General features: G+C 71.7%; 16 protein-coding genes. 9 read left to right on the top strand and 7 right to left on the bottom strand.

What is annotated here, in order from left to right:
• The 5 genes from ACH4S8_RS35675 to ACH4S8_RS35655 all read left to right on the top strand — a co-directional run bounded on the left by ACH4S8_RS35675 (position 1) and on the right by ACH4S8_RS35655 (position 5,440).
• Positions 1–1,284, top strand: a complete 1,284-nt coding sequence (locus ACH4S8_RS35675) for an amidohydrolase family protein (RefSeq protein WP_398401668.1) — start codon at positions 1–3, stop codon at positions 1,282–1,284.
• Positions 1,281–2,567: an amidohydrolase family protein gene (locus ACH4S8_RS35670; RefSeq protein ID WP_398401666.1), complete on the top strand. Its 1,287-nt coding sequence runs from the start codon at positions 1,281–1,283 to the stop codon at positions 2,565–2,567. Before ACH4S8_RS35675 ends, ACH4S8_RS35670 begins: the two co-directional genes overlap by 4 nt.
• Before the next feature lie 248 nt (positions 2,568–2,815).
• Positions 2,816–3,688 (top strand): sterol desaturase family protein, encoded by an 873-nt coding sequence (locus ACH4S8_RS35665; protein ID WP_398401664.1) that lies wholly within the window; start codon positions 2,816–2,818, stop codon positions 3,686–3,688.
• The gene (locus tag ACH4S8_RS35660; RefSeq protein WP_398401662.1) at positions 3,685–4,356 is read left to right on the top strand and encodes a lysoplasmalogenase; all 672 of its coding nucleotides are present in this window, start codon (positions 3,685–3,687) and stop codon (positions 4,354–4,356) included. The genes ACH4S8_RS35665 and ACH4S8_RS35660 overlap by 4 nt, the downstream gene beginning before the upstream one ends.
• Before the next feature lie 40 nt (positions 4,357–4,396).
• Entirely contained in the window at positions 4,397–5,440 is a 1,044-nt protein-coding gene (locus tag ACH4S8_RS35655; RefSeq protein ID WP_398401660.1) for a zinc-dependent alcohol dehydrogenase family protein, read from the top strand.
• Positions 5,441–5,522: 82 nt separating this feature from the next.
• Here the strand turns inward: ACH4S8_RS35655 and ACH4S8_RS35650 are convergent, their stop codons facing one another.
• Positions 5,523–6,962, bottom strand: coding sequence for a CoA transferase (locus ACH4S8_RS35650; RefSeq protein ID WP_398401658.1), 1,440 nt, complete (start codon positions 6,960–6,962; stop codon positions 5,523–5,525).
• A 110-nt stretch (positions 6,963–7,072) separates the two neighbouring features.
• Positions 7,073–8,599, bottom strand: coding sequence for a S8 family serine peptidase (locus ACH4S8_RS35645; protein WP_398401656.1), 1,527 nt, complete (start codon positions 8,597–8,599; stop codon positions 7,073–7,075).
• 440 nt (positions 8,600–9,039) lie between these two features.
• On the opposite strand from ACH4S8_RS35645, the gene ACH4S8_RS35640 reads away from it, so the two are divergent.
• The 3 genes from ACH4S8_RS35640 to moaA all read left to right on the top strand — a co-directional run bounded on the left by ACH4S8_RS35640 (position 9,040) and on the right by moaA (position 12,191).
• Positions 9,040–9,396 (top strand): DUF485 domain-containing protein, encoded by a 357-nt coding sequence (locus ACH4S8_RS35640; protein WP_398401654.1) that lies wholly within the window; start codon positions 9,040–9,042, stop codon positions 9,394–9,396.
• Entirely contained in the window at positions 9,393–11,030 is a 1,638-nt protein-coding gene (locus tag ACH4S8_RS35635) for a cation acetate symporter (RefSeq protein ID WP_398401653.1), read from the top strand. Before ACH4S8_RS35640 ends, ACH4S8_RS35635 begins: the two co-directional genes overlap by 4 nt.
• A 171-nt stretch (positions 11,031–11,201) precedes the next feature.
• Positions 11,202–12,191, top strand: a complete 990-nt coding sequence (gene moaA, locus ACH4S8_RS35630) for a GTP 3',8-cyclase MoaA (RefSeq protein ID WP_398401652.1) — start codon at positions 11,202–11,204, stop codon at positions 12,189–12,191.
• A 9-nt stretch (positions 12,192–12,200) separates the two neighbouring features.
• Here moaA and ACH4S8_RS35625 read toward each other — a convergent pair whose 3' ends face one another.
• Positions 12,201–12,452: a hypothetical protein gene (locus ACH4S8_RS35625; RefSeq protein WP_398401650.1), complete on the bottom strand. Its 252-nt coding sequence runs from the start codon at positions 12,450–12,452 to the stop codon at positions 12,201–12,203.
• A gap of 340 nt (positions 12,453–12,792) precedes the next feature.
• Complete coding sequence (locus ACH4S8_RS35620; protein ID WP_398401894.1) at positions 12,793–13,179, bottom strand: DUF3099 domain-containing protein; 387 nt, start codon at positions 13,177–13,179, stop codon at positions 12,793–12,795.
• Between the two features lie 243 nt (positions 13,180–13,422).
• On the opposite strand from ACH4S8_RS35620, the gene ACH4S8_RS35615 reads away from it, so the two are divergent.
• Positions 13,423–13,707, top strand: coding sequence for a GlsB/YeaQ/YmgE family stress response membrane protein (locus ACH4S8_RS35615; protein ID WP_398401648.1), 285 nt, complete (start codon positions 13,423–13,425; stop codon positions 13,705–13,707).
• Positions 13,708–13,785: 78 nt separating this feature from the next.
• Here ACH4S8_RS35615 and tyrS read toward each other — a convergent pair whose 3' ends face one another.
• Genes tyrS through ACH4S8_RS35600 form a run of 3 tightly spaced genes read right to left on the bottom strand, consistent with a single transcriptional unit; the run spans position 13,786 to position 18,013 of the window.
• The gene (tyrS, locus tag ACH4S8_RS35610; RefSeq protein ID WP_398401646.1) at positions 13,786–15,054 is read right to left on the bottom strand and encodes a tyrosine--tRNA ligase; all 1,269 of its coding nucleotides are present in this window, start codon (positions 15,052–15,054) and stop codon (positions 13,786–13,788) included.
• A gap of 44 nt (positions 15,055–15,098) precedes the next feature.
• Positions 15,099–16,493, bottom strand: coding sequence for a metallopeptidase TldD-related protein (locus tag ACH4S8_RS35605; protein ID WP_398401644.1), 1,395 nt, complete (start codon positions 16,491–16,493; stop codon positions 15,099–15,101).
• Positions 16,490–18,013, bottom strand: a complete 1,524-nt coding sequence (locus tag ACH4S8_RS35600; RefSeq protein ID WP_398401893.1) for a TldD/PmbA family protein — start codon at positions 18,011–18,013, stop codon at positions 16,490–16,492. Before ACH4S8_RS35600 ends, ACH4S8_RS35605 begins: the two co-directional genes overlap by 4 nt.
• Positions 18,014–18,217 lie beyond the last annotated feature (204 nt).

The raw sequence follows: 18,217 nt of genomic DNA, 5'->3' as shown, positions 1-18,217 counted from the left end.
GTGAGCGAACAGGACCCGTATCTGATCATCTCCTCCGACTGCCATGCCGGGCTTCCCACCGAGGAGTACCGGCCCTATCTGGACGCCCGGTTCCACCGGGACTTCGACGAGTTCCTCGCGGGCCAGGGCCGGCGCCGCGAGGAGATGAACCGTCTCGGCATCCGCAACGAGGCGTTCGCCGACAAGTGGTTCCAGGACAACGAGGAGGGTCTGCGCGGTGGTTGGGACACCGCGCAGCGCCTCAAGGAGCTGGACGGCGACGGGGTGGCGGCCGAGGTCGTCTTCCCCGACGCGGACGCCGTGGACAGCCGCACCGCGGCCCCGTTCGGCGTGGGCCTCGGCCTCTCCGGCGACCAGGACCCGGACCTCGGCATGGCGGGGGCGCAGGCCCACAACCGCTGGCTCGCCGACTTCGTCTCCGAGCACCCCGAACGGCACTGCGGGGTCGCCCTGCTGCCGGTCACCGGTGAGACCGGCAAGGTCGTCGCCGAGGTGCACCGCGCCAAGGAGTCGGGTCTCGGCGCGCTGATGATCCCCTCCATGTGGGTGGACAAGGAGCCCTACCACGACCGCCGTTACGACCCGGTGTGGGCGGCCGCCGCCGAGTGCTCGATGCCCGTGCTCACCCATTCCGGCGCGGCGCCGCGCCACGAGTACGGCGACCACCTGGGGATCTACGTCTCCGAGGTCACCTGGTGGCCCGCGCGCCCCCTGTGGTTCCTGCTCTGGTCGGGAGCCTTCGAACGGCACCCCGGACTCCGGTTCGGTGTCGCCGAGTCGGGCTGCTGGTGGCTGCCCAACCTGCTGTGGTTCATGGACCGTCTCTACCTCGGCGCGCACGGGGGCAAGAAGCTGTCGCCCTTCGCGGAGCTGAGGCGGCCCCCGCACGAGTACCTGGACCGGCAGGTGTTCGTCTGCGCGACCAACACCAAGCGCCGTGAACTCGCCCAGCGTTACGAGATCGGCGTCGACAACATCCTGTGGGGCAGCGACTTCCCGCACCCCGAGGGAACCTGGCCCGACACCCGGGCGTGGCTGGCGAGGACCTTCCACGACATCCCGGTGGCGGAGACCCGCCGCATGCTCGGTCTCGCGGCGGCCGAGGTGTTCGGCTTCGACGTCGGCGTACTCGCCCCGCTGGCCCAAAGGATCGGCCCGACCCCGGCCGAACTGGGCCAGGACGAGGACCAGCGGGCGGTCGAGGCGTCCTGGGCGCGCTCGCGCGAGGTGGGCCGCCACTGGCTGACGGACCACGACTTCCCCGTGCTGGGAGTGAACCCGTGACCGCCGGGGACCGCACGACCGGCGAGAACCGTGCGACCGCCGAGGCCCGCGCCGGTGGCGAGGAGCGTTACACCGTCGTCTCCGCCGACTGCCACGCGGGCGCCGATCTCCTCGACTACAAGCCGTACCTGGAGCGCCGCTACCACGACGACTTCGACGCCTGGGCGGCCGGTTACGTCAACCCGTACGAGGACCTGCTCGCCGACACGGCCGACCGGAACTGGAACTCCGCGCGGCGGATCGCGGAGCTGGAGGAGGACGGCATCGTCGCGGAGGTGGTCTTCCCGAACACCATCCCGCCGTTCTTCCCCTCGGGCTCCCTCATGGCACCGGCGCCGACGGCGGCGGAGTTCGAACGGCGCTGGGCGGGGCTGCGGGCCCACAACCGCTGGCTCGCCGACTTCTGCGCGGCGGCGCCCGGCCGGCGCGCGGGCGTCTTCCAGATCCTCCTCAACGACGTCGGCGCGGCGGTCGAGGAGATCCACCGGTCGGCGGGCGCGGGCCTGAAGGGCGGACTGCTGCTGCCCGGCACACCCCCCGGCTCGGGTCTGCCCGAGCTGTACTCGCGGACGTACGACCCGATCTGGGCGGCCTGCGCCGAGCTGGGCGTCCCGGTGAACCACCACGCGGGATCCGCCTCGCCGCCGCTCGGGGACGAACCGGCGGCCCGCGCGGTCTACATGGTGGAGACCACCTGGTTCTCGCACCGGGCACTGTGGCACCTGGTGTTCGGCGGCGCGTTCCGCCGGAACCCCGGCCTGCGGCTGGTGCTGACCGAGCAGGGCTCGGGCTGGATCCCCGGAGTGCTCGACATGCTGGACTACTACCACGGGCGGCTGGTCGCGGCGGCAAGCAGGGCGTCGACGGCCGAGTCCAAGTTCGGCGCGGGGCTGGCCGCGACGATGGGCGAGCGTCCCTCCGAGGTCTGGCGGCAGCACTGCTTCGTCGGCGCCAGTTTCATGCGCCCCCACGAGGTGCCGCTGCGCGGGCGCATCGGCCTCGACAAGATCATGTGGGGCAGCGACTACCCGCACGACGAGGGCACCCACCCCTACACCCGAGAGGGACTGCGCTTCGCCTACGCGGGCCTGCCGCGCGCCGAGGTCGCCGCCATGGCCGGCGGCAACGCGGCCCGCGTCTACGGCTTCGACCTGGCGTACCTCGACGAGATCGCCGCCAAGGTCGGTCCCACGGTGGCCGAGATCGCCGAACCGCTGGACACCCCGCCCGCCGACGCGACGAGCCCGGTGTTCGCGAGAGGGGGTTCGGTGCGCGTGTGGTGAACACCGGGGCCGCGGGGGAGCGGTGAGCACCGGGCCGCCGTCCCGGACGCCGACGACGGCATCGTCTCCACCGCCGGCCCCGTCGCGTCGGCGTGGCCGGTGCCACGGGCGAGCGCGCGGCGCTGCTCGGAGCCGCGGGCGTGCGACGGCCTTTGGCGGAGAGCGCCGAGAAGCAAGCGCATACCGCCGGTAATACTTATCGGTAACGACCTCTGTACGCGGCCGACCAGCGCATCTACGGTTCACCCATGCCGAACCTGCCCGATGTCGTGCTGTTGTCGATACCCGCCTTCGTCCTCCTCGCCGTGATCGAGATGATCAGCGTCCGGATCCATCCGGACGAGGACGCCGCGGGGTACGAGAAGAAGGACGCCGCGACGAGCCTCGGCATGGGACTCGGCAGCCTGTTCTTCGACTTCCTGTGGAAGTTCCCGATCGTCGGCATCTACAGCGCGGTCTACGCGCTGACGCCGCTGCGGGTGCCCGTCCTGTGGTGGACGATCCCGCTGATGCTGCTCGCCCAGGACTTCTTCTACTACTGGTCCCACCGCGGCCACCACGTGATCCGCCTCCTGTGGGCCTGTCACGTCGTGCACCACTCCAGCCGGAAGTTCAACCTCACCACCGCCCTGCGCCAGCCCTGGACGGGCCTGACGTCGTGGCCCTTCTACCTCCCGATGATCGTGCTCGGCGTGCACCCGGCCGCGCTCGCCTTCTGCTCCTCGGTGAGCCTCGTCTACCAGTTCTGGATCCACACCGAGCGCATCGACAAGCTGCCCCGCTGGTTCGAGTTCGCCCTCAACACGCCCTCCCACCACCGCGTCCACCACGCCTCCCAGGGCGGCTACCTGGACCGCAACTTCGGCGGCATCCTCATCGTCTGGGACCGGCTCTTCGGATCGTTCGTCGCGGAGACCGAACGGCCCGTCTACGGACTCACCAAGAACATCTCCACGTACAACCCGCTGCGCGTGGCCACCCACGAGTACACCGCCATCGCCCGCGACCTGCGGGCGGCCGCGAGCTGGCGCGAACGTGCCGGACGGCTCCTCGGCGGGCCCGGCTGGCAGCCCGCGCCGCCGGCCGCCACGCAGGCCCCGGCCGCGGAACCCGTCGCGTGAGCCCCCGCACCGCGCGCGTCCTGCTCGTCTGCTTCGCGCTGGCGGCGGCCGCCGACCTCCTCGGGCTCCTCGCCGGAATCGACCCCGCGCACCGGATCGCCAAGATGCTCCTGATGCCGCTGCTCGCCGTGTACGCCGGTGTACGCGGCGCGCCCCGGCTGCTCATCGCGGCCCTGCTCCTCGGCTGGTGCGGCGACCTGGCGCTCCTGTCCGACGCCGACCCCGCCTTCCTGGCCGGCATGGCCTCCTTCGCGGCGGGGCACGTGTGCTACCTCGTGCTCTTCCGCCGGACGGCACGCGTCCGCGACGCACGGCTCGTCCTCGCGTACGCCACCGCCCTCGTCGCCCTCGTCGTCCTGCTGTGGCCCGGTCTGCCGGCCGGGCTGCGCGTCCCCGTCGCCGGTTACAGCCTGCTGCTGACCGCGATGGCGTACGGGGCCACGCGCCTCGGGCCCGTCGCGGCGCTCGGCGGCGCCCTCTTCATGCTCTCGGACACACTGATCGCCACCGGTGTCGCCGACTGGCCGCAGCTGCCGAAGGCGGCCTTCTGGATCATGTTCACGTATATCGCGGCCCAGTTCCTGCTGGTCCGGGGGGTGCTCGACCCCCTCGCGGTGCGACGCGCGCCCGGGGCGGCGTACGGTGAGATGCGCTCGACCACCCCCTGAGCGCAGCTCACCCACGCTCCGCACGAGAAGGATCCTCGCCATGCGCGCCACCACCATCCATGCCCCGTTCGACATGCGTGTGGAGGACGTGCCCGAGCCCATGGTGCAGTTGCCCACCGACGCGATCGTGCGGGTGCTGCGTTCCTGCATCTGCGGCAGCGACCTGTGGGCGTACCGCGGCGAGGCGGCCCGGCAGCCCGGCCAGCGGATCGGGCACGAGTTCCTCGGCATCGTCGAGGAGACGGGCTCCGAGGTGACCGGCGTCCGGCGCGGCGACCTGGTCGTGGCGCCCTTCATGTGGTCCGACGGCGTCTGCGACTACTGCCGTGACGGACTCACCACGTCGTGCGTGCACGGCGGCTTCTGGGGTGCCGTCGGCTACGACGGCGGCCAGGGCGAGGCCGTGCGCGTTCCCTTCGCCGACGGCACGCTCGTGCAGCTGCCCAAGGAGGCGGCCTCCGACGACCACCTGCTGTCGGCGCTGCTGACCCTCTCCGACGTCCTCGGCACCGGCCACCACGCGGCCCTCGGCGCCGGTGTCCGCAAGGGCTCCACCGTCGCCGTCGTGGGCGACGGCGCCGTCGGTCTGTGCGCCGTCCTCGCCGCCAAGCGGCTCGGCGCCGACCGGATCATCGCGCTCGGCCGCCACCAGGTCCGCACCGACATCGCGCGCCGCTTCGGCGCCACGGACGTCGTCGCCGAGCGCGGCGAGGCGGCGATCGAGGCCGTCCGCGAGCTGACCGGCGGCCAGGGCGCGCACTGCGTCGTCGAGGCGGTGGGCACCGAGCAGTCCATGAGCACGGCGGTGAACATCACCCGCGACGGCGGCGCCATCGGCTTCGTCGGCGTGCCCCACGGCAGTGGTACGGGCCTCGACCTGGGCGTCATGTTCGACCGGAACATCGCCCTGCGCGGAGGCGTGGCCCCGGTCCGCTCCTACATCCCCGAGCTGCTGCCCGACGTCCTCGACGGCACCATCGACCCGTCGCCGGTCTTCGACATGACCGTCGGCCTGGAGGGCGTGCCCGAGGGCTACAAGGCGATGGACGAACGAACCGCCCTGAAGGTCCTCGTCACCGGCTGACACGAGCTCCGTCACCGGCTGACACGAGCTCCGTACGGCGGCCCCGAGGAGGATCCTCGGGGCCGCCGTACGTCGCGGACTCCTACGCCCACCGCGCGGCGTCCGTCCCCCAGCGGCCCGGCGGGCGGGCCCAGTCGGTGGGGCCGCCCGTGAAGGAGACGGGGGGCAGGGCGTGGCCGAGGCGCCCGACGGGGCCGGTCCGCTCGGACAGCCAGACGTCGGGACGGCCGTACGGTTCCCCCGCAGAGGGGTCCGGTGCCGTGCCGGGCGCCTCCTGGTGCCCGATCCCGTCCGTCAGCCACATCGCCGTGCGGGCCAGCGCCAGTCGTACGACGCGGCCGTGGCCCGACTCCGCCCGCTCGGTCAGCGCCCGCAGGACGGCCGCCGCCAGCAGATACCCGGTGCCGTGGTCGAGGGCCTGCGCCGGCAGCGCGCCCGGCCGCTGCGGTGATCCCTCCGTCACCGCGATCCCGGTCGCCACCTGCACCAGGCTGTCGAAGCCCCGCCGCCCGCCCCAGGGCCCGTACGTCCCCCACGCCGACACCTGCGCCACCACCAGGCCCGGATCACGTTCGGCCAGCGCCTCGGGGGAGAGCCCGAAGCGGTCCAGGGAGCCGGGCCGGTACCCGGTGACGACCACGTCCGCCGACGCCAGCAGCTCGTCGAGGACGCGCCGGTCGGCCGCCAGGTCCAGGACCGTCGAGCGCTTGCCGAAGCCCGTGTCGGCGTGCGCGTCCGGGTCCTCGGGCAGCTGCGGCCCGTCCACGCGGAGCACGTCGGCGCCCAGCAGGGCCAGCGTGCGCGTGGCGACCGGGCCCGCGATGACCCGGGTCAGGTCCAGGACGCGCACCCCGGAGGCGGGCAGCAGCGGGCCGTCGCCGGGCAGCGGGGAGAGGACGCGAGGGCGGTCCCCGGACGGCCCGCCCCGACCGGACGGCCCGCCCCCTCCTGAGGGCCCGTCCCGCTCGATCAGCGGCCGCCGCGCCAGCGCGAGGCCCTGCTCGTGCGCCGCCCACTCCTTCGGCGTGCGCAGTGCGACGGCGAGCCCGCCGGCGCCGTACACGCTCTCCTCGACCTCCCGCGCGGACCGTCCCGCGAGCAGGGCGGCCACGTCCTCGACGCTCGCGTCGTCCGCCGCCCCCAGCGCGTCCAGCAGCCGGGCCCGGTGATGCGGATAGTTCGCGTGCGTCCGCACCCAGCCGTCCGCGGTCCGCCAGAACCGCGACAGCGGAGCGAAACCGACCGGCGCCCGCCCGTCGATCCGCAGATGCCGTTCGCTGACGAAGGCGGTCGCGACGGCCCCGTCGTCCACGCTCACCCGCGGCACCCGTGCGAGCCCGGCCCGCCGGGCCCCCAGCTCGGCGGCGGCCAGCGCGCAGGCGCCCACGCAGGTGCGTGCCAACTCCCTCACGGGCAGGGCGGCTTCCAGTGCGCCCGCCCGCGCCACGGTCGAGACCCCGGAGAGCAGCGCAGGGTCTCCGCCCAGGTCCTTCCACACAGCGGCCATCGGTGTATGCGTCATACCGGCACTATGCGGTGTGGACGCGATCAACACGGGAGGCGGCCCCGACGGCGCGTGGCCCCGGCTGCCGCACAGGGCGGCGGCCGGGGCCACGGGGGTTACGGAGGGCGCTACTTGACCGCGCGCAGGGCGTTGACGATGCCGGATCCGTAGAAGCCGTTCACGTGCTTGCCGCCCACGCAGGTCGCGTCGACGACGCCGTCGCCGTTGCCGTCGTAGGGCTCGGTCGGGCAACCGGGGTTGTCCGCCTCGGCCTTGAGGAGGAGCTGGAGCTGAGCGGGCGTCGCCCAGGGGTGCGTGGACTTCAGCAGCGCGGCCACGCCGGCGACGTGCGGCGTCGCCATCGAGGTGCCCTGCAGGAAGCCGTACGTGTTGTTCGGCAGCGTGGAGAGGATGCGGCCGTTCGCCGAGGGCGTGTCCGGGATCTGGTAGCGGTCGCCGCCGGGCGCCGCGACGTCGATGACGCCGTCGCCGTAGCTGGAGAAGTACGACTTGGCGCCCTTGACGCCGGTCGAGGAGACCGTGACGACACCGGGCAACTGGGTCGGGATGTCATAGCACTTGTGCGGGTCGACCGTCCGTGTCGTGGCCGTCGAGTCGTCGGGGCTGGACGCGTCGGTGAGCGCGTTCGAGTCGAGGTCGTCGTTGGAGTTGCCCGCCGCGGCGACGTTCAGCGTGCCCTTCCGCTGGGCGTAGAGCTGGGCGCGGTTCACGGCGTCGACGATGGCCTTCTGGTCGGGGTCGTCGAGGCAGTTGTACAGCCACGGGTCCACGTAGTAGCTGTTGTTGGTGATCTCGACGCCGTGGTCGGCGGCGAACACGAAGGCGCACACGACGCTCTCCGGGTAGAACAGCTGGGTGGAGTCGGGCTCGGCCACCGTGATGCCCGAGACCTTCACGCCCGGCGCGACCCCGGCGACGCCGATGCCGTTGCGGGCCGCGGCGATCTCGCCCGCGACGTGCGTGCCGTGGTAGTGGTCCGCGTCCACCGGGCGCCAGGAACCGTACGTCGTGTCCGGCTTGCCGCCCACGCAGTTCGCCGACTGCGAGGGGGAGAAGTTCGGCGCGATGTCGGGGTGCGTGTCGTCGACGCCGACGTCGATGACCGCGACGGTCACCTTCTTGCTGCCGGGGTCGATCGTGGCCGCCTTGTCGGCGCCTATCGCGCGCAGGTCCCACTGGTCGGCCTCGAGGGGCTCCTGGCCCGCGTCGGCGGTCTTCGCGACCTTGGCGGCCTCGGCGGCGGACAGCACCTGTACCGCGCCCTCGTCCGTCGTGCCCGCGGCCTTCAGCGGCGAGGTGCGGGTGGCACCGGCCGACTGCACCCCGCGCACCGTCCGGATCTGCCGGCCGAAGTCCGGGTTCGCGGAGTGGACGACGATCACGCCGATCTGCTCGTAGGCGATGACGACACTGCCGCCGGCCGCTGCGATCGCCCGCTTCACCGACTCGATCGTGCGGTGGTCCGTCGTCGTGTTGACCACGTAGGAGAGGTTCGGCCCGTCCGCGGTCGTCACGGCGGGGGCGGTGAGCGGTGTGGCCGAGGCGGCGCCCGGCAGGAAGCCGAGCGAGGCGGTGAGCGACAGAACGACCGGCACGGCGAGCGCGAGACGGTGTCTGGAACGCAGATGAGCCATGGGATCTCCACATCATCCGGAAAACGGAGCTGCCCGAACACGGGTGGTGATCGGGCAGGTACATGACGGAATGGCGCAGGCAGAAGCTATCCTCCCGCCGCCCGGGCCAGCAATGACTTACGTCGACGACTTCCGAAAGAACCCGGGGGCTCACGTCGACGACTTCCGAAAGAACCCGGGGGCTCACGTCGACGACTTCCGAAAGAACCCGGGCGAGTTGAACCGGTCCACGCGTGGCGCCGTGACCTCGGGCAGGGAGCCCGTGGACGATCGAGCCCCCGTCCTGAACACGGAAAGGATGCGAACGGTCGCAGCCCGTCACGTGACGCATGCCGATGTGAGGTCGAAGTCCCATGTCCGTACCCGAACCGTCCCCGTCCGCGGGCCCCGACCATCCCCCGCCCGCCGTCGCAACCGCACCCGCAACGCGAGGAGACACCGTGGCCACCGACGCACCACCCCCCGCGCACACCGGAACCCAGCTCCCGTCCACCGAGAAGTTCGTCGAGATGCAGCAGAGCGCCGAGTTCGGTGAACTCCGCAGCTCCCACCGCTCCTTCGCCTTCCCGCTGACCGTCGGATTCATCCTCTGGTACCTGCTGTACGTGCTGCTGTCGAACTACGCGGGCGGCTTCATGGGCACCAAGCTGTTCGGCAACGTCAACGTCGCCCTGGTGCTCGGCCTCGCCCAGTTCCTCACCACCTTCCTCATCGCCTGGTGGTACTCGCGGCACGCGGCCGCTCGACTCGACCCCAAGGCCGACGCCATCAAGTCCCGGATGGAGGGCGGCGCATGAGCCCCGTACGGACCACCGCGCACCGGACCGTGCTGGCCGCGGGCGAGGCGAGCGAGCACCGCCCGCTGATCATCACCCTGTTCGCGGTGTTCGTCGCCGCGACCCTCGTCATCACCGTCTGGGCCGGCCGCCAGACCAAGGACGCCGCCGACTTCTACGCGGGCGGACGCCAGTTCACCGGCTTCCAGAACGGACTCGCCGTCTCCGGCGACTACATGTCCGCCGCGTCCTTCCTCGGCATCGCCGGCGCGATCGCCCTCTTCGGCTACGACGGCTTCCTCTACTCCATCGGCTTCCTGGTCGCCTGGCTCGTGGCCCTGCTCCTGGTCGCCGAACCCCTGCGCAACTCCGGCCGGTACACGATGGGCGACGTCCTCGCCTACCGCATGCGCCAGCGTCCCGTCCGTACCGCGGCCGGCACCTCCACCATCGTCGTGTCGATCTTCTACCTGCTGGCCCAGATGGCGGGCGCGGGCGTCCTCGTCTCGCTGCTCCTCGGCATCACCAGCGACGGCGGCAAGATCGGCATCGTCGCGCTCGTCGGCCTCCTGATGATCGTGTACGTCACCATCGGCGGTATGAAGGGCACCACCTGGGTGCAGATGGTCAAGGCGGTCCTGCTCATCGCCGGCGCCGTCCTGCTCACCTTCCTGGTCCTGCTGAAGTTCCACTTCAACATCTCCGACCTGCTCGGCAGGGCGGCCGAGAACAGCGGCAAGGGCTCGCCCTTCCTGGAACCAGGGCTCAAGTACGGCGCCACCTCGACCACCAAGCTGGACTTCATCTCCCTCGGCATGGCACTGGTCCTCGGTACCGCGGGCCTGCCGCACATCCTGATCCGTTTCTACACCGTGCCCACCGCCAAGACCGCGCGGAAGTCCGTCAACTGGGCGATCGGCCTCATCGGCGCCTTCTACCTGATGACCCTGGCCCTCGGCTTCGGCGCTGCCGCGCTCATCAAGCCGGACGAGATCATCGCCTCCAACAAGGCGGGCAACACGGCGGCACCGCTGCTCGCCCTGCACCTCGGCGGCGTGGACTCCGACTGGGGCGCGATCCTGCTCGCCACCATCTCCGCCGTCGCCTTCGCCACGATCCTCGCGGTCGTCGCGGGACTGACGCTCGCCTCGTCCTCCTCCTTCGCGCACGACATCTACGCGAACGTGATCAAGAAGGGGCAGGCGTCGGAGAAGGAGGAGATGAAGGCCGCCCGGTACGCGACGGTGGGCATCGGCGCCGTGTCCATCCTGCTGGGCGCGCTCGCCCGCGACCTCAACGTCGCCGGTCTGGTCGCCCTCGCCTTCGCGGTCGCCGCCTCCGCCAACCTGCCGACGATCCTCTACAGCCTGTTCTGGAAGAAGTTCACCACCGCGGGCGCGCTCTGGTCGATCTACGGCGGCCTGGTCACGGCGGTCGGCCTGGTGCTGTTCTCCCCGGTCGTCTCGGGCAAGCCCGCCTCGATGTTCCCGGACGTCGACTTCCACTGGTTCCCGCTGGAGAACCCGGGCCTGATCTCCATCCCGGTCGGCTTCCTGCTGGGCTGGCTCGGCACCCTCCTGTCCAAGGAGGAACCGGACGCCGGCAAGTACGCGGAGCTGGAGGTCCGCGCCCTGACCGGCACCGGAGCCCACTAGACACCGGCATCGCGCGGGCCCGTCGGGGGCCACCGGCGGATCACCACCGGTAGGTCCCTACGACGGGCCCGCGCCGCATCTCGTGGGATCGGGCCGCTGTCCCCGCCCACCCCGTCACGTAGGCTCGCAGGTATCCGGAGAAAGAGACCGGCGACGAGGGAGGGGGCCCACGTGCTCATCGACACCTACGGCCGGGTGGCCACCGACCTGCGTGTCTCACTGACGGACCGGTGCAACCTCCGCTGCACGTACTGCATGCCCGAAGAGGGCCTGCAGTGGCTCGCCAAGCCCGACCTGCTCACCGACGACGAGATCGTCCGCCTGATAGAGATCGCCGTCACCCGCCTCGGCATCGAAGAGGTCCGCTTCACCGGCGGCGAACCCCTGCTGCGCCCCGGTCTGCCCGGCATCGTCGAACGGGTCGCGGCCCTCGCGCCCCGCCCGCAGATGTCGCTCACGACCAACGGCATCGGCCTCAGGCGCACCGCGGCCGCCCTGAAGGCCGCCGGCCTCGACCGGGTGAACGTCTCGCTCGACACCCTGCGGCCCGACGTCTTCAAGACCCTCACCCGCCGCGACCGGCACAAGGACGTCCTCGAGGGCCTCGAAGCCGCCCACGCGGCCGGCCTGACCCCCGTCAAGATCAACTCGGTCCTGATGCCGGGCCTGAACGCCGACGAAGCCCCGGACCTGCTGGCCTGGTCCATGGAGCACGGCTACGAACTCCGCTTCATCGAGCAGATGCCCCTGGACGCCCAGCACGGCTGGAAGCGCGACGGCATGGTCACCGCCGCCGACATCCTCGCCTCGCTGCGCACCCGCTTCCGCCTCACCGAGGAAAGCGCCGGCGAACGGGGCTCCGCACCCGCCGAGCGCTGGATCGTCGACGGCGGCCCGCACCGCGTCGGGGTGATCGCCTCCGTCACCCGCCCGTTCTGCGCGGCCTGCGACCGCACCCGCCTCACCGCCGACGGCCAGGTGCGCACCTGCCTGTTCGCCACGGAGGAGACCGATCTGCGGGGCGCACTGCGCTCGGGCGCGCCCGACGAGGAGATCGCCGCCATCTGGCGCACCGCGATGTGGGGCAAGAAGGCGGGCGCGGGCCTGGACGACCCGTCGTTCGTGCAGCCCGACCGCCCGATGTCCGCGATCGGCGGCTGACCGGGGCGACTACCGCCCGCCGGGCTCCGCCGGCCGGGAGGCCTCCCACGCGTCGAGGGACACGACGTCCTTGAGGAACCCGCGCACCGCGAGGAACTGCGACAGGTGCTCGCGGTGCTCCTCGCACGCGAGCCAGGTCTTGCGGCGCTCGGGCGTGTGCAGCTTCGGGTTGTTCCAGGCGAGCACCCACACGGCGTCCGCGCGGCAGGCCTTGGCCGAGCAGACGGGGGAGGCGGGACTGGAACCGGGGGCGTTCGACATCACCCTGCCGACCCTAGCCGAGGCCTCGTGGCACGTGCTCCGCGCGGTCGGCGGACCGTTCGCGGGCCGCGCTCCGAGTGCGCACAAAGGCGACGCCGAGCAGCCACGGGGGGAGCTGCCCGGCGTCGGTCCGTCGCTCCGACGGGGGATGCGGAGCGCGTACGAAGTATGTCACGGGTGACCCGTCGCCCGGCACCGGAACAACATGATTGATCTGAGCTTTTCTTGAGCTTGTCCGCGCGATGGCATTCCGTTTTCGGTCAATGCGCGGGCGTCCGTCCGGAGCTGAACCGGCTTTGCCCCAGGGCGAGTTCGCGTGCGTTCAGGCTCCGGTCCGGCCTCAGTCCGACTCGTGCGGCTCGGCCCCCGAACGCGCCGCGGGACCGGTCGGCGCGTCCTTCGCGAACGGCTCCTCGGGGTCGTCCTTCCGGGGCGCCGTGATCATCGGACGCAGCGGAGCGCTGACGAAGGTCGAGGGGAGCGAGGGCGCGTTCTCCCGTCCGGCGTTCGCGATGACCACCGCGATGTACGGGAGGAGGATCCCGAGGACCAGAGCGACCAGGGCGACGGGCCGTTCGACGTTCCACAGGGCGGCCGCCAGGATCACCGACACCGTACGGACGGACATCGAGATGACGTAGCGGCGCTGCCGGCCGCGCACGTCGTCGTCCAGGCTCTGTCTGGCTCCGGTGATCCGGAAGACCTGGGCGTTGCTCTGCTTCCTGATCACACTCCACCACCTGCCTGTGTCGGACACTCCCCGGTCCGTACCCGGCGCGAACCCGTCGAGGAAGCGGGCCCGGACGGCTTCCACGTTACGCCGCGGCTGCGCCGCCTTCGAGACCGGGGCACGTCCTGTCCGGGCGGATCCGGTGCGCCGCAGCGCGTACGGCCCGCCCGACATGCGCCGTATGGCGGACAGCCGGACACTGACCCTACGGCTCACCCGGAGCGGTACGAGGAGGCGGACATGGGCTGGCTATGGGCGATCATCGTCGGATTCGTGCTGGGCCTGATCGCCAAGTTGATCATCCCGGGGAAGCAGCACAGCCCGCTCTGGCTGACCACCATCTTCGGCATGCTCGGCGCCATCGTCGGCAACGCCCTCGCGCGCGCCTTCGGCGTCGAGGCGACGTCCGGCATCGACTGGACCCGCCATGCGTTCCAGCTGATCGCCGCGATCGTCATCGTGGCGCTGGGCGACATGGCGTACATGGCCCTGTGGGGGAACAAGAAGATGCAGCAGCGGGCGTGACACCGCCCGAACGGACGAAGGGCGCGGGCCGCTTCCCGATCCGGGAAGCGGCCCGCGCCCTCGCTGTCGTCGGAACGCTCAGCCGCCCGTGACCTCGACCGCGGCCAGGCTCTTCTTGCCCCGGCGCAGCACGAGCCAGCGCCCGTGCAGCAGGTCCTCCGCGGCGGGCACCGCGTCCTCGGCGGCGACCTTCACGTTGTTCACGTACGCCCCGCCCTCCTTGACCGTGCGGCGCGCGGCGGACTTGCTCGCCACCAGCCCGACCTCGGCGAACAGGTCCACGACCAGGCCCGCCTCGGCGACCTGGACGTGCGGCACCTCGGACAGGGCCGCGGCCAGCGTGCGCTCGTCCAGGTCGGTCAGCTCGCCCTGCCCGAAGAGGGCCTTGGACGCGGCGATCACGGCGGCCGTCTGGTCGGCGCCGTGCACCAGCGTCGTCAGCTCCTCGGCCAGCGCGCGCTGCGCGGCACGGGCCTGCGGACGCTCCTGGGTCTGCTTCTCCAGCTCCTCCAGCTCCTCGGGGGACCGGAAGGACAGGATGCGCATGTACGTCGAGACGTCCCGGTCGTCCACGTTCAGCCAGAACTGGTAGAACGCGTACGGCGTCGTCATCTCGGGGTCGAGCCAGACGGCGCCGCCCTCGGTCTTGCCGAACTTGGTGCCGTCCGCCTTGACCATCAGCGGGGTCGCCAGCGCGTGCACATGGGCCGCCGGCTCCAGGCGGTGGATCAGGTCCAGGCCCGCCGTGAGGTTGCCCCACTGGTCGCTGCCGCCCTGCTGCAGGGTGCAGCCGTACCGGCGGTACAGCTCCAGGAAGTCCATGCCCTGCAGCAGCTGGTAGCTGAACTCCGTGTAGCTGATGCCCTCCTCGGACTCCAGGCGGCGGGCCACGGAGTCCTTGGTCAGCATCTTGTTGACCCGGAAGTGCTTGCCGATGTCCCGCAGGAACTCGATGGCCGACAGCCCGGCCGTCCAGTCGAGGTTGTTCACCATGACCGCGGCGTTCTCGCCCTCGAAGGACAGGAACGGCTCGATCTGCGAACGCAGCCGCGTCACCCAGTTCGCGACCGTCTCCGGGTCGTTCAGGGTGCGCTCCGCCGTCGGGCGGGGGTCACCGATCTGGCCCGTCGCCCCGCCCACCAGGGCGAGCGGCCGCAGCCCCGCCCGCTGCAGCCGGCGCATCGTGAGCACCTGCACCAGGTGGCCGACGTGCAGGCTGGGCGCGGTCGGGTCGAAGCCGCAATAGAACGTGACGGGACCGTCCGCGAGCGCCTTGCGCAAAGCCTCTTCGTCGGTGGACAGGGAGAACAGGCCCCGCCACTTCAGCTCGTCGACGATGTCCGTCACGGTTCTCGTATCTCCTCGGGTGGTCTCGTGAATCAGGTACGAGGTTATACGCCCTGGCTGACAGAACTCATATTGAAATCCGGCACCCGCAGCGCGGGCATCGCGGCCCGGGTGAACCAGTCGCTCCACTCCCGGGGCAGCGTCTTCTCCGTCCGGCCCGCCTCCGTGGCCCGCCCCAGCAGGCCCACCGGCGACTCGTTGAACCGGAAGTTGTTCACCTCGCCCACGACCTCGCCGTCCTCGACGAGGTACACGCCGTCCCGGGTGAGCCCGGTCAGCAGCAGGGTCGCCGGGTCGACCTCGCGGATGTACCACAGGCACGTCAGCAGCAGACCGCGCTCCGTGGCGGCGACCATCTCCTCCAGGGAGCGGTCCTCGCCGCCGTCGAGGACGAGGTTCCCGATCGAGGGCGTCACCGGCAGCCCGGTCAGACCGGCGCTGTGCCGGGTGGTGGACAGATGCCGCAGCTCGCCCTCCCGGATCCAGTCCGTGGCCTTCAGCGGCAGCCCGTTGTCGAACACGGAGGCGTCGTCGCCCGAGGAGTGCGCGAGCACGAAGGGGGCGCACTCCAGGCCCGGCTCGTTCGGGTCGCTGCGCAGCGTCAGCGGCAGTTCGCTGAGCCGCTCGCCGATGCGGGTGCCGCCCCCGGGCTTGCTGAAGACCGTCCGGCCCTCGGCCGCGTCCCGGGCGGCGGCCGACCACATCTGGTAGATCAGCAGGTCCGCGACCGCGGTCGGCGGCAGCAGCGTCTCGTAGCGCCCGGCGGGCAGCTCGACGCGCCGCTCGGCCCAGCCGAGCCGCAGCGCCAGCTCCGCGTCCAGCGTGGCCGGGTCGACGTCCTTGAAGTCCCGCGTCGAGCGTCCCGCCCACGCCGAACGCGTACGGTCCGGGGACTTGGCGTTGAGCTCCAGCGTGCCGTTCGGCTGGTCGTGCCGCAGCCGCAGCCCCGTCGAGGTGCCGAGGTAGCTGGAGACCAGCTCGTGGTTGGCGAAGCCGTACAACTCACGGCCGCCCGCACGCGCGCGTGCGAAGGACTCGCCGAGCGCCGGCGCGAAGTCGGCGAACACGGTGGAGGAGGTCTCGGCGGGTGCGTCCGTGAAGTCGGGGGACTCCGGCACGCCCGTCACCAGTGGCCGGCCGTCCTCGGCGGGACCGGCGCCGCGCGCCGCCGCCTCGGCCGCCCGCACCAGGGGCTCCAGCTCGTCGGCGGTCACGGCCGAGCGCGAGACCACACCGGACGAGGTGCCCTCGCGGCCGTCGACGGTGGCGATCACGGTGAGCGTGCGCCCGCGGGTGACCCCGTTCGTGGTGAGCGCGTTGCCCGCCCAGCGCAGGTTCGCGGTGGACTGCTCGTCGGCGATCACCACACAGCCGTCGGCCCGGGACAGTTCGAGGGCGCGCTCGACGACCTCGTGCGGCTTGCTCGTACGGGCGCTCATCGACCGGCCTCCGACGTGGTGTTCAGGATGTTGACGCCCTTGAAGAGGGCGGAGGGGCAGCCGTGCGACACCGCGGCGACCTGGCCCGGCTGGGCCTTGCCGCAGTTGAACGCACCGCCGAGGACGTACGTCTGGGGACCGCCGACGGCCGCCATCGAACCCCAGAAGTCGGTGGTCGTCGCCTGGTAGGCGACATCACGGAGCTGGCCCGTGATCCGGCCGTTCTCGATCCTGAAGAAGCGCTGGCCGGTGAACTGGAAGTTGTAGCGCTGCATGTCGATGGACCAGGACCGGTCGCCGACGACGTAGATGCCGCGGTCGACGCCCCCGATCAGATCCTCGGTGGACAGCCCGCCGGGGTCCGGCCGCAGCGAGACGTTGGCCATGCGCTGCACGGGCACGTGCCGGGGGGAGTCGGCGTACGCGCAGCCGTTGGAGCGCTCGAAGCCGGTCAGGCTCGCGATCCGCCGGTCCAGCTGGTAGCCGACGAGCGTGCCCCCCTTCACGAGGTCCCAGGACTGGCCCTCGACACCCTCGTCGTCGTACCCGATGGTCGCCAGACCGTGCTCGGCGGTGCGGTCACCGGTCACGTTCATCAGGTCGGAGCCGTACCTGAGCTTGCCGAGCTGGTCGAAGGTGGCGAAGGAGGTCCCGGCGTACGCGGCCTCGTAGCCGAGCGCGCGGTCCAGTTCGGTGGCGTGCCCGATGGACTCGTGGATGGTCAGCCACAGGTTGGACGGGTCGACCACGAGGTCGTACACCCCCGCCTCCACGCTCGGCGCCCGCATCTTCTCCGCGAGCAGCCCGGGAATCCGCTCCAGCTCCGCGTCCCAGTCCCAGCCGGTGCCCAGCAGGTACTCCCAGCCGCGCCCGACCGGCGGCGCGATCGTCCGCATCGAGTCGAACTCGCCGCTGGACTCGTCGACGGCCACCGCGGTCAGCTGCGGGTGCAGCCGCACCCGCTGCTGCGTGGTCACGGTCCCGGCGGTGTCCGCGTAGAACTTGTTCTCGTGGACGGTCAGCAGGGACGCGTCGACGTGGTTGACGCCGTCGGCCGCCAGCAGCCGCGCGCTCCAGTCGGCCAGCAGCCCCGCCTTCTCCTCGTCCGGCACGGAGAAGGGATCGATCTCGTACGACGAGACCCACGTCTTCTCGGCGTGCACCGGCTCCCGGGCCAGCTCCACCCTCTCGTCCGACCCCGCCGCCTTGATCACCTGGGCCGACAGCTTCGCCATCGCCACGGCCTGCGAGGCGACCTTCGCGGCCGCGTCCATGGTCAGGTCGACGCCCGAGGCGAACCCCCAGGTCCCGCCGTGCACGACCCGTACCGCGTACCCCAGGTCCGTGGTGTCCGACGATCCGGCCGGCTTGGCGTCGCGCAACCGCCAGGACGCGCTGCGCACCCGCTCGAACCGGAAGTCCGCGTGATCGGCGCCCAGCGCCCGCGCCCGCGCGAGCGCTGCGTCGGCGAGTGCCCTGAGGGGCAGGGCCAGAAATGTCTCGTCGATTTTATGGACCATGAAGCTCTCCCCGTCAGGTCTGCGGATGTCCGCAGTGAACCATGCCGTGTGCTGCCTGCGGGCGGCCACCTGTTTCACGGTCCTTGGAGTGTTCCGGGCAGTAGGCTGATGAACCGTCGGCGGCCGGGGGGCGTTGTCCGGGCAATGGTGTCGACGGAGCCGTCACAGCAGCAAGGGGAGCACAGGCCACGATGGACGTCTTCG

The organism is Streptomyces sp. NPDC021080, assembly GCF_044333225.1.
In the GTDB taxonomy this organism is placed as follows: domain Bacteria; phylum Actinomycetota; class Actinomycetes; order Streptomycetales; family Streptomycetaceae; genus Streptomyces.
Note: the sequence above shows the minus strand (reverse complement) of the source record. Positions and strands in the feature narration are given on the sequence as shown.